The sequence below is a fragment of the Candidatus Margulisiibacteriota bacterium genome (assembly GCA_028706105.1).
GTDB lineage: Bacteria > Margulisbacteria > Riflemargulisbacteria > GWF2-35-9 > DYQY01 > DYQY01.
In genome coordinates this window covers 1-10,936 of sequence record JAQWCF010000064.1, presented here as the reverse complement: position 1 = coordinate 10,936, position 10,936 = coordinate 1, and the positions used below count along the sequence as shown (strand labels likewise).

At 34.1% G+C, this 10,936-nt stretch carries 12 protein-coding genes; 5 read left to right on the top strand and 7 right to left on the bottom strand.

The features are described 5' to 3' along the window. Positions 1–275: 275 nt before the first annotated feature. Positions 276–1,304 carry a rod shape-determining protein gene (locus PHF25_07110; protein MDD4527783.1) on the bottom strand — a complete coding sequence of 343 codons (1,029 nt, stop codon included), beginning with the start codon at positions 1,302–1,304 and terminating at the stop codon, positions 276–278. 171 nt (positions 1,305–1,475) lie between these two features. Between PHF25_07110 and gmk the strand changes: the two genes are divergently transcribed. The 3 genes from gmk to priA are packed head-to-tail and all read left to right on the top strand — an operon-like array spanning position 1,476 to position 4,496. Beyond that, positions 1,476–2,054, top strand: a complete 579-nt coding sequence (gene gmk, locus PHF25_07105) for a guanylate kinase (GenBank protein ID MDD4527782.1) — start codon at positions 1,476–1,478, stop codon at positions 2,052–2,054. Then, positions 2,044–2,511, top strand: coding sequence for a DNA-directed RNA polymerase subunit omega (locus PHF25_07100; GenBank protein ID MDD4527781.1), 468 nt, complete (start codon positions 2,044–2,046; stop codon positions 2,509–2,511). The genes gmk and PHF25_07100 overlap by 11 nt, the downstream gene beginning before the upstream one ends. A gap of 5 nt (positions 2,512–2,516) precedes the next feature. Further along, complete coding sequence (priA, locus tag PHF25_07095) at positions 2,517–4,496, top strand: primosomal protein N' (protein MDD4527780.1); 1,980 nt, start codon at positions 2,517–2,519, stop codon at positions 4,494–4,496. A 2-nt stretch (positions 4,497–4,498) separates the two neighbouring features. On the opposite strand, the gene PHF25_07090 is transcribed toward priA, so the two are convergent. Continuing rightward, a complete protein-coding gene (locus tag PHF25_07090) occupies positions 4,499–6,502 on the bottom strand; it encodes a hypothetical protein (GenBank protein ID MDD4527779.1) in 2,004 nt (667 codons plus the stop codon). 108 nt (positions 6,503–6,610) lie between these two features. Here PHF25_07090 and PHF25_07085 point away from each other — a divergent pair, with 108 nt between their 5' ends. Further along, positions 6,611–7,150: a YqeG family HAD IIIA-type phosphatase gene (locus PHF25_07085; GenBank protein MDD4527778.1), complete on the top strand. Its 540-nt coding sequence runs from the start codon at positions 6,611–6,613 to the stop codon at positions 7,148–7,150. Here PHF25_07085 and ruvA read toward each other — a convergent pair. Genes ruvA through PHF25_07060 form a run of 5 tightly spaced genes read right to left on the bottom strand, consistent with a single transcriptional unit; the run spans position 7,147 to position 10,351 of the window. After that, a complete protein-coding gene (gene ruvA / locus PHF25_07080) occupies positions 7,147–7,758 on the bottom strand; it encodes a Holliday junction branch migration protein RuvA (GenBank protein MDD4527777.1) in 612 nt (203 codons plus the stop codon). The genes PHF25_07085 and ruvA overlap by 4 nt on opposite strands. Then, positions 7,751–8,248, bottom strand: a complete 498-nt coding sequence (gene ruvC / locus PHF25_07075; GenBank protein MDD4527776.1) for a crossover junction endodeoxyribonuclease RuvC — start codon at positions 8,246–8,248, stop codon at positions 7,751–7,753. The genes ruvA and ruvC overlap by 8 nt, the downstream gene beginning before the upstream one ends. Continuing rightward, positions 8,245–8,886 (bottom strand): phosphopantothenoylcysteine decarboxylase, encoded by a 642-nt coding sequence (locus PHF25_07070; protein MDD4527775.1) that lies wholly within the window; start codon positions 8,884–8,886, stop codon positions 8,245–8,247. Before PHF25_07070 ends, ruvC begins: the two co-directional genes overlap by 4 nt. Then, the gene (locus PHF25_07065; GenBank protein ID MDD4527774.1) at positions 8,883–9,431 is read right to left on the bottom strand and encodes a flavoprotein; all 549 of its coding nucleotides are present in this window, start codon (positions 9,429–9,431) and stop codon (positions 8,883–8,885) included. The genes PHF25_07070 and PHF25_07065 overlap by 4 nt, the downstream gene beginning before the upstream one ends. A gap of 44 nt (positions 9,432–9,475) precedes the next feature. Beyond that, on the bottom strand, positions 9,476–10,351 hold the full coding sequence (locus PHF25_07060; GenBank protein MDD4527773.1) for a hypothetical protein: 876 nt from the start codon (positions 10,349–10,351) through the stop codon (positions 9,476–9,478). Positions 10,352–10,457: 106 nt separating this feature from the next. Between PHF25_07060 and PHF25_07055 the strand changes: the two genes are divergently transcribed. Next, positions 10,458–10,936: peptidylprolyl isomerase (locus PHF25_07055; protein MDD4527772.1), on the top strand; the 479-nt coding region annotated here is incomplete at its 3' end.

Below are 10,936 nucleotides of genomic sequence, written 5' to 3'. Positions count from 1 at the left end.
TGGATAATACTGACTTTTATTACGCAGCTACGTTTACTGACCTTGGCGTCAGACACCAGTTTAGTTTTAGCATAGGGATATAGCCCTCCCTCTAACTCCCCGACAGGCTCAGCACAAGTCTCAAGAGGGAGAATAATATTATAATCTCCTCTTGAGATGTCGAGACTGCGAGACAGAGGAGTGTCTCTACATAAAAAATCCCCATCTCCGAAAGAAGATGGGGACTATAATTCACTTTATTCATTTCGTTCTCTACCTTTAGGGGGAGAGGCGAGCTAGTCTACGAAAAGGATTTTCTTTAGAATGTCCATTTCTTCTAGTGCTTTTCCTGTTCCATAGGCAACGCAAGAAATAGGGTCATCTGCTACATTAACTTTAATGTAAATTTCTCTTTCAATAAACTTATCTAATCCTCTTAGTAAAGCACCGCCACCAGCAAGGGTAACGCCTTTTTCCATAATATCTGAAGATAGTTCTGGAGGAGTTTGTTCTAAAATACTTCTTATTGCATTAAGAATAGTATTAACTGTTTCACTGAGAGCTTCTCTTATTTCTACTGTTGTTAAGGTAAAGTTTTTTGGAAGTCCATTGACAAGGTCTCTTCCAATTACTTCTATGGACTCTTCTTCAAAGCCATCTGTTGGAGCTGCACTACCAATTTTAAATTTAATTTCTTCCGCAGTTCTTTCACCAATTAGAATTCTATAATTATCTCTGCAATGATCAATAATAGCTTGATCCATTTCATTGCCAGCTACTCTTACTGATTTCGCCACAACAATACCACCTAAGGACGTAACAGCAACTTCTGTTGTGCCTCCGCCTATATCAACAATCATGCTTCCAGTTGGTTCGGAAACAGGAAGCCCAGCTCCGATAGCAGAAGCCATTGGCTCTTCTATTAGATAGGCTTCTCTAGCACCTGCGTGCATAATTGCATCTAAGACTGCTCTTTTTTCAACACCAGTAATACCAGAAGGAACACCAACTATAATTCTTGGTTTTATAAATCGTCTTCTGTTGTGAACTTTTTCAATGAAATATCTAAGCATTGTTTCTGTTACTTCAAAGTTAGAGATAACACCATCTTCTAATGGACGAACTGCCACTATGTTGCCCGAAGTTCTTCCCACCATTTGTTTGGCTTCATTCCCAACTGCTAACGTTTCACCTGTCTTGGAATCAATTGCAACTACTGAAGGTTCTCTAACTACAATTCCTTCACCTTTAACGTATACTAATGTATTAGCCGTACCAAGGTCGATCCCCATGTCATGCGATATCCTTTTAAATAGAAAATTCATTAAACCCATTAAAAACTCCTCTTTTTATACTAAATTCTTAACAACAGCTAAGATAGTTTTAATTATCAATTCTTTTAAAACCTCTGTCAATATGTATTAGTTCATTAGTTAAATAGTTCAATGGTTCAGTGGTTCACTAGTTTATTGTTTTATGAGTATAATATGAGGGCAATGAAAAAACATTATGCCATAATCATCTCAGGTCCTTCTGGTGTAGGAAAAGGTACTATCATCAGAATGATCAAGGAAAAACACCAAATTCCTGTTAGTGTTTCGCATACAACACGAAAGTTTCGGGAGGGGGAAAAAGAAGGGATTGATTATTTCTTTGTTACAAAAGATAAGTTTTTTGAGCTAGTTGATGCAGGAAACTTTATCGAATGGGAAAAAGTTCATGATAATTATTATGGCACGCATGCAATAAACATAGAAACTATTGAACACACAAATCTATTGTTTGAGGTAGATGTTAAAGGTGCTTTGCGTCTAATGCAAAGAATCAAGGATGTAGGGAGTAATTATATTAGCGTTTTTTTGGACGCCCCATCTACAGATGATTTAATCAATAGGCTCAAGTTTAGAGGTTCGGAAACAGAAGAAAGCATCCAACTTAGAATGCAAACAGCAAAAAAAGAATTTTCACAAAAGAAACATTTTGACTATGTTGTAGTAAATGATACAATAAGTTCTGCGTTTTTGAAGATAGAAGAGATACTTAAGCACAAAGGAGTTTTACAAGATGAAGCCTAAATACGATAAATTTTTAATGTCATACGCTGTTTCTAGGAGAGCGAAAGAGATGTTAGATGAGGGAATATACTACTTTCCTAAAGAAGAACGGAATAAAAATGAAATTCTTGAAGCAATAAGAGAAATTAATGAGGGAGTTATTACTATAGAGGTTAATAAAACTGAAGCTCCTACAATAAAAGAGGAAGAAGATACTCTAGCACTTCTTTATTCCACAATCAAAAAACAAAAAATTGAAGAAAAAGAAGAACTTAACGATGGACTTGAAGAATTGCTCGACATCGAAGAAGGTGAAGTAAAAACTGTTGATCCAGAAGATAAACCAATTTCTTTGTGGGAAGAAGTAGAAGAAGTTGAGGCAACAGAAGAAGAAGTTGAAATAGATCCTGATGAACTTTTAGTTGATGATGTTGATGCTGAGCCTATAGAAGAAGTAGTTACAGAAGAAAAACAATAAACGAGATGTTTGCTGAGGTAATTTTCCCTCAACAAAAGATTATTAAAACTCTCACTTATCTAGTACCAGAAGGGCTTAGAAATAAGCTTAGGATTGGTCAAGCAGTAGACGTCCCTTTGAGGAATTCTTTAAGGGTTGGCTATGTTGTTAAGATTAAAGACAAACTTGCCTCTAATTACGATTATCAAATAAAAGAAATAAGTGACATAAAAGCTGAAGGTTCTTTTTTTGATGAAAAAACTTTGGAGCTTATGGAATGGATGGCTTCTTATTATGTCCTTCCTTTGTATAAAATTCTTCCTTCTGTTCTTCCCCTTGGGTTAGGACGCACCAAAAAAATGGGTAAATTTTTTGATTTACCAGACGATTTAGGGAAAACAATTAACAAAAGCACTGTGCTGAATGTCACTCAGAAAAAGATATTTAATGAAATAATCAGCTCCAAAAAGTTTTATCATTTAATCCACGGGGTTACTGGTAGTGGCAAAACACAGATATACGCACACTTGCTCAATCACTATACAAGCCAAGGGCTGAGTTGTATTTTGTTAATTCCAGAAATCGGATTATCTTATCAGCTGTATAAGGAAATTAAGGAAAGCACAGAATCTAATGTTTTCTTGCTTCATTCTGGTTTAACCATTAAGGAAAGACGAGAAACTTGGACCAAGATTTTCCATACTTCGCCGGCAATTGTTGTTGGTACCAGGTCAGCTGTCTTCGCTCCTGTCAAAAATCTTGGTTGTATCATCATAGATGAGGAGCAGGACCAATCGTATAAACAAGAACAGACTCCACGTTATAATGCAAAAGCCATTGCCTTTAAACGAGCGTTATTGCATAAAGCAAAACTAATCTTAGGTTCTGCTACACCTTCAGTTAATACAATGTTTCAAGCAAAAGAGAGTTACACGGTTCATAATCTAAATTCAAGGTATAACCAAGTTAAAATGCCTATAATTAAAGTTATCGATCTAAAGGATAGTCTTGGTAAGAAAGTAACTATGTTGTCCAAGGAACTGCAAGCTGCGATCCATGCTACCTTACAAAACAAAGAACAAGTGCTCGTTCTGTATAACCAACGGGGTGTTTCTAAGTTTATTCGTTGCGAGGATTGTGGTGAAATTGTTCTCTGTCCTAGTTGTAGTATTAGTTTGACTCTTCATCAGAATAAAAAAATGAAATGTCATTATTGTGGTCATACTGAGGAGATGGTAACTTCTTGTCAGAAGTGTGGCTCAGCTAATATTAAAAAGATAGGGAAAGGCATTCAGACACTTGAGAAAGAACTTAAAAACACCTTTGGATATGCGAATATTAGAAGGTTGGATAGTGATATTAGCTCTGACAGTGGATATCTTGAGGAAACACTGAGAGCAGTTAGGGAACAAGAGATAGATATTCTTGTGGGCACTCAAATGATCGCCAAAGGTCACCATTTTCCCAATGTCACAATGGTAGCTGTAGTCGACGCAGATACCAGCTTATTTATTCCTGATATTTATTCCAATGAACGAACTTTTGATCTTCTTGTACAAGTTATTGGTAGGGCAGGAAGAGAGCAAAAACAGGGACAAGTGTATATCCAAACTTTTCATCCTGAACATTATGCCATCAAGAACGCAGTTTCACAGAATTATTTTGATTTCTATCGCAAAGAATTAGAACAACGAGAAAGCTTCCATTTGCCACCTTATTACAGGATAATTCGGCTATATGTGGAAAATCCTTCTGAACAGAAAGCGGAAGAGGATATTCTTTTAATTTTCGATAAACTGCAAGAATTAAGTAAAGAAATTGAGACTACTGACCCGTTTCCTGCCATGATCTATAAATTAAGGGACAGATTTCGCTGGAATATAATGATTAAATATCCTAATGAATATGATTCTGCTGTGCTGAAGAAAAAGTTGTATGAAATTTACTTTAACAAGCAAATTGCCTCAAGAGTCTATGTAGACATAGACCCGATTTCTTATCTGTAAGATTAATGTGTTCCGTAAGAATCAAACACTACTACTTCTTGGTTTTCAATTTTTTCTAAGTGTCCGTAAATTCTCCGGTCGGCTTTCATAACTTTTATTTCGTATTCTTTACCCTCGCCTTTTTTTTCTTTCATATATTTCATGCCATCAGTATCTTTTGGCCCTACTAGTCCATTCTTCATTGCTTTAAGAAATTTTTCTGTAAGGTTTTCGTGAACATCTTTTAGGATTTTTTTGGCAAACATAAAATTAATCTTAATGCCTTGCTTATTGCTGGCAAAATATGCTGTGCCTTCTTCGATTTTTTCCCAATCATCAACTCCGCCAATGTTTAGATAGCCATTTTCTCTTTGTGAGTGCAGGTCTAGTTCTTCAATACTTTCTTCTTCTATCTCTGACGGATGGTTTATTTTTAGCGACAATCTTTTAATTAATCTTTCAGCCTGGTCTAGTTGTGAATCAAATAAACTGCTGTTTATTCGCATTAGTTCTTTATCTATTCGTTCTAAATTGGTTTTCTCTTGATTAATGGTTGTCTGCATAGATTTTACTAATGTATTTAGTGAAAAGAATTGGCTTTTTAGTTCTTGTAACGCTTTTTCAACTTCTTTAATGTCTTGCTGAGTTTTATTTGTTTCGTCTAATTTATTGTTATAAACGTCAATAAGCTCTTTTATTTTTATAAGTGATTGTGGTAATGCTTGGTTATATCTTTCTGTTGCTTGCTTTAATACAATTTTCCCATATTGTTCTAAAACAGGTATTAATATTTTATAAAAGTTTTTTATGATATCCGTTGTGTAAGGTTCTGCTTTGTTTGCTATCGCTAATTTTTCTTCTATTTCAGGATCAATGATTTTTTTAGATGCGAACATTGCATTAACTTCAGCTAATTTATTCTTTTGCTTTATTTCTTCTTTTAATTCTTTTTTAAGCTTATTAACTAAGGCAGCAATAGTTGAATAGATTTTAAGTCTAAGAATCAGTGGTAACTCTAACTGAAAGGAGTCGTTGAGAATAGTTATTAATTTCTCTATGTCTGGCTTTGTCAATTGGGCTTTTTCAATTATTAAGTTTATTTCATTTTTTACGAGATCCTTAGTGATACATTGATTATAGATAATAGTAGAAAGCATTTGCGTTGATTCTTCCCATTCAGCAAATGGTTTCATTAGTGCATGTGTTTTACAATTATGGATAGTGTCTTTTTTGAATATTTCTGTCAGATTTTCTTCTGTTTCTTTTTTTGTAAAGCCAACTTCCATTAAGGTTTTCGTTAAGTCCTCATTACTTATTTCAACAAACGAAAGCCTTTCTAGGTATAAGATAATCATTATAATAAAGTCATCTTTTTCTGAACTTAACAAGGAATCAAGGCTTAGAGTTTCCTGAGTGCTAGATTGAGAATCTAATAACGCCTCAATTGCTTCTCTTGCAAAACTTTCTAGTATTGGAGAAGATAACTCAAGCTTTTCGGAAGGTTTTTTTCTGTAAAAATTTTTTGCTTTTTCAAAAGCCATTTCGATTGTTTTATTAAACTCATTGGATTGTTTTAAGTGTAATAGAATAGTTGAGGGATAATTAATAAGTAAGTTTCTTAAGTTGACCAGTGTTTGGATTGCTTTTTTTATTTGCTTAATATTGCTTGTGATAGAAGAGGAAGATATTAGTTGCTTTTCTTTGTCTTGAAGTTGTGTTGTTGTGTTCTCTAAATCAGCCTGATATCTTTGTAGTTTGGATTCGTTTTCTTTTATTGAAATTTCTAAGGACTTTATAGGTCCAGCTGTAGACCTTAACTTGAACTGTATCTTTTCGTATATTTGGACTATCTCTGTTTTTGTTACTTCTGCTTCAATTAGAATCTGTTCTCTTTTTTCTGGATGCTTTATCAGTAGATTGTTTACTTCTTCTTGAAGTGTAACAAGTGATAGCTCAAGAAAAACATTTCCTTTGTAGTCCTTGATTTCAGGTATTTCGTATCTCAAAGCAATAATTTTGTTTTTCATATATAAATGTATCGAAGGAGCTTTAAGTTAATTTCAGTTTTTACAGAAAATGCAATGATTAGCACTCATACTCTAATAAATTTAAAAAATATGTTATGATTTTCAGAGATGATAAAAATAAATTTTTTTGAGAGCATGAGAGATGTTTTATCTGCCTATTTAATGCCTGATGAACATAAGTCTACAATACTAGATATAGACTTTGAGCTTTTGCATAATAAAGGCTTTAATTGTGCCCTGATTGACATTGATAATACGATTGTTGAAAGAAAGTATTCTTTTCCTGAATGGAAGATGAAAAAATTAGTAGACGATTTAAAGGCTAAAAAATGGAAAGTAATTCTTGTTTCTAATAATCGAAGATTAACTAGAGCATTACGAGTTGCTGACTTTTTAGAAATTTCCTGTGTCTATAAGGCAATGAAACCCTTTCCTTGGGTCTATCAGAAGATATTTAAGGATTACTCTTGTTTGCCAAGCAAAACAGTCTGTATCGGAGATCAATTATTTATGGATATTCTTGGTGGAAATATAGTAGACTGTCGCACTGTTTATGTGGATCCCTTAGGTCCGGAGCAAAAACTTTATCGAGCAGTTTATATCTGGATAGAAAGATATGTTCTACGAATTTTAGAAAGTATTCTTTAGTACGAAGAAGCTTTGAGCGCTAGTTTAATTAGCTCTTCTAATTTCAAGTCTTCTATATTATCAACTTTAATGTTTTGAATAATCCTTTTGATTTCATGAGAACGATAACCAAGCGCAGTCAGAGCAGAAGTAAGTTCTTCTTCGATTTCTGGGTTGATATGATGCTTGGCATTTTCGGACACAGAAATATCTCCAGAGCTGAAGTTTTTAATTTTATCTTTTAAATCAATAATCATTCGTTCTGCTGTTTTTTTGCCAATTCCAGAAATAGAAGTTAGCTTAACAATATCATTAGTTAAAATAGCCCGACTAAGTTCTTCTGGTGAAAGTTCAGACAAAATATTTAAAGCTACTTTTGGACCAATTCCACTTAATTGGATAAGGATTTTGAAGAGTTCTTTAGCGCTTTTCTGCGCAAAACCATAGAGAGAGTGGCTATCTTCTCTAACAATTAATTCTACAAAGAGAGTTAGTTCTTTGCCTTGCATTGTCAGAATTTGCGCTGCTTCTTTTTTAGTAATATTTACAAGGAAACCCACACCATTAACATCCAAAACACAATTTGTGTCGTTAATTTCTACTAATTCGCCTTTTAAAAAACTATACATTTATGCGCTCCAATCCTTTTATCCGATATGAGTTATTATGACATATTGCGATAGCTAATGCATCCGCTGTATCATCTGGCTTAGGTATTTCAGTTAAATGAAGTAAATTTTTCACCATTTGTTGGATTTGTTGTTTATCGGCTTTGCCATAGCCAGTAACTGCTATTTTTACTTCGTTTGGGGTATATTCATAGATTTCTAAACCACAATTCAGCCCTTCCTGAATGATGGCGCCTCTTACCTGTGCTACATCAAGTGCAGTTGTAGTGTTTCTAGAAAAAAAAAGCTTCTCAATGCCCATTGCTGTAGGATTAAATTCTTTTAATAATTCTTTAAGTTCTGTGTTGATTTTTATCATTCTCGAGTAAAAGTTTGTTTTGGCTTCTGTTTTGATGCATCCGTATTTAACAGGCTTTAGTGTGTTCCCAACTACGTCTATTATTCCATAGCCAACTAAGGCATAACCAGGGTCGATGCCAATTATTCTCACTTCAATTCTCCTTCGAAAATATCTGCAAGAGTAATAGCTAATTGTTTTTTGCTTTTTAAAGGTAGATATTGTTTTTTACTTTTTATTAAAAAGAAATTATGACCATGCAGAAAGGGGAGTGTGTTCGCAACAATTAAATTTGCCTGAGATTGTTTTTTGCTTTTTATTGCGATTTTAAATAATTGCTTCTTTGTTTTGTTAGATTCCAGCTTGAATTTAATCAGGAAAGATTTTGGTGACCATTTTTTGAGTTTATCGACAATCTTTTTGGTTGGAATAAGTTCCAAAACAAGTTTCTTGCCAGAACTAATCTTGCCTTTTTTTTGTTTTTTTAATTGAAAGTCAGAGATAGCCGCAGCATGAATGATAACTTTATAAATTCTTTTTTTAGTTTCTTTTTTTACTTGAGAATAAAAATTGTCATAAGTAATAGCTCTGATTATTTTGATGTTTTTATGTTTATATTTTTTCAAACATACTCTGCAGTCAGCTAGAATAAGCGTTACTTTAAATCCTCGTTTTGCGATTTCCTTGGCTATTCTTAGTCCAGTTTCCCCTGAAAAGATGTTTGTTATAACACGGACATCATCAATAGTGCTCCAAGTATTACCTGCTGTTACAAGTACTCTTGATTTCATGCACCAAGCACCTTGTTGATTGCCTTTACTATTTCTTCGTTCAGAGCCATCGCCCCGATGCCTGTTTCTCCACAAGCAAGCTCGCTAGCTCTTGGAGGGATGACTATGGAGTTTTTATAAAAGTCTTCAATCTTAGTCATATTATTTTTTGTAACAGCCTTTTCCCACATTCTTGTATTCATCGCAGGACAAATTAAGAGTGGAGTAGCTTCTGGCAAGGAAAGCACTGAGGAAGTAAGCAAATTATCGGCAATTCCCTGTGCTATTTTGGCTAAAGTATTGGCACTAGCAGGTGCTATTAAGAAAGCGTCACACCATAAAGATAGGGAAATATGTTCAATCTCAGGTGACGAATAATCCACGTTATCTACATAAACCGTTTCGCCAGAAATAGTTTTCAACGTCAGCGGAGTAACAAAGTCTAACCCACGTTTAGTAACAATTGTCTTTACTTGATGACCAGCTTTTCTCAAAGTTCTGATCAGTTCAATTGTTTTATAAGCAGCTATGCCACCAGTTATTCCAACTAATATTTTTTTACTCATATTGTAATTATACAGCTAAATAACTTTTTGAACGAGTTCTAGCTTTAGAATGACATCCCCAGTAGGAAATAAAGCCCAGTAGCAGTAAAATCAGTATTCCAATTATATCCATAAGTTGCGTCAATCCATTTCATTGCAACTGCTATTCTTCTTATACCAACTTCTACAAAGCCTTTATCAAAATAACTACGTTCATAAATTGCAAACCCTAATTTTGGGGAAAATGATATATTTGTAAACTCAGAAGATAAGCCTGAAATAGACGTATTAAATAAATTTAATTCAAAACCTAAATAGTTATTTGTTTTTTTTGGGTCAAAAGGGTGTTCAACTCTAGCATAGATATTGGTACCAGAATATTTTCCTGACGTAATTGTTCTTTCTAATTGAAGCATGGCTCCTAAAGTGTATTTAGTTAACCCAATTAGATTGTCGTTATATTCTGCGCCAAAACCAAAGGCCACATCTTGTTTGTCAGTTGTTTGGAAACTATAACCCGGCAATGATGATATTCCATAAAGTTTATCGGCAATATCTAAATTAACATACACATTATATTTCCCTGTTCTTGGCATAGTTATATGTTTTTGTTCATCACCTTGATTAACTGTTTTGACTTTAAAAAGCTCATCATCAATGAGACTTTTGGGTTCTTGCCTTACAGGTGCAACTGGTTTTGTTTCTGGAATCGCTGGAATTTGTTTTTCTTTCTCGATGACTGCAAGTTCTTCCTGTGTATAGAATCTTTTCTTTATTTTCGAGTTTGCAATATTCGTTTGAACCCCATTAATCTTCATAAAGGTAAAGTCCTCACCGATGTAAATTAACTCACCTTTGACAAAGGAATTGTCGTTAAGAACCAATGTATAAGCGTTTAGCAGTCCAAGGTTTAGTATTAAGATTAGTGCAAGTTTTTTCATTATTATCTCCTGTTTCAATGTATATTTTATTAAAGTATATATTGAATGTTTAATTAATTTCAAGGTTGTTATTATCATAAAGTTATTTTTAGTCTATAATATTTGCATGAAACGTATATTTGCCTTTTGCCTTTTACTGTTTACTTTTTTATTTTCTATAGGTTTTTCAGACACAACTGCAGATGTGTCTTCAGTTAAAACATACGCTATTTTCAAAACTTCTTTAGGTGATATTACTTGCGAGCTTTATTCAGAGAAAGCACCAATAACTGTTAAAAATTTTATTGGACTAGCAACTGGAACACAAGCATGGTTTTCCCCTACATCTGGAGAGAAAGTGGAAGATACTCCTTTATATGCTAATACAGTTTTTCACCGTGTTATTCCTGGGTTTATGATTCAAGGCGGAGATCCCCTAGGAGTTGGCAGAGGTGGTCCTGGCTACAGATTTAATGATGAATTTAACGACGCCTTAAAACACGATAAGCCGGGGAAATTATCCATGGCTAACAGCGGACCTAACACCAATGGTAGTCAGTTTTTTATTACACATATTCCAACACCTTGGCTTGATGGAAAACACAC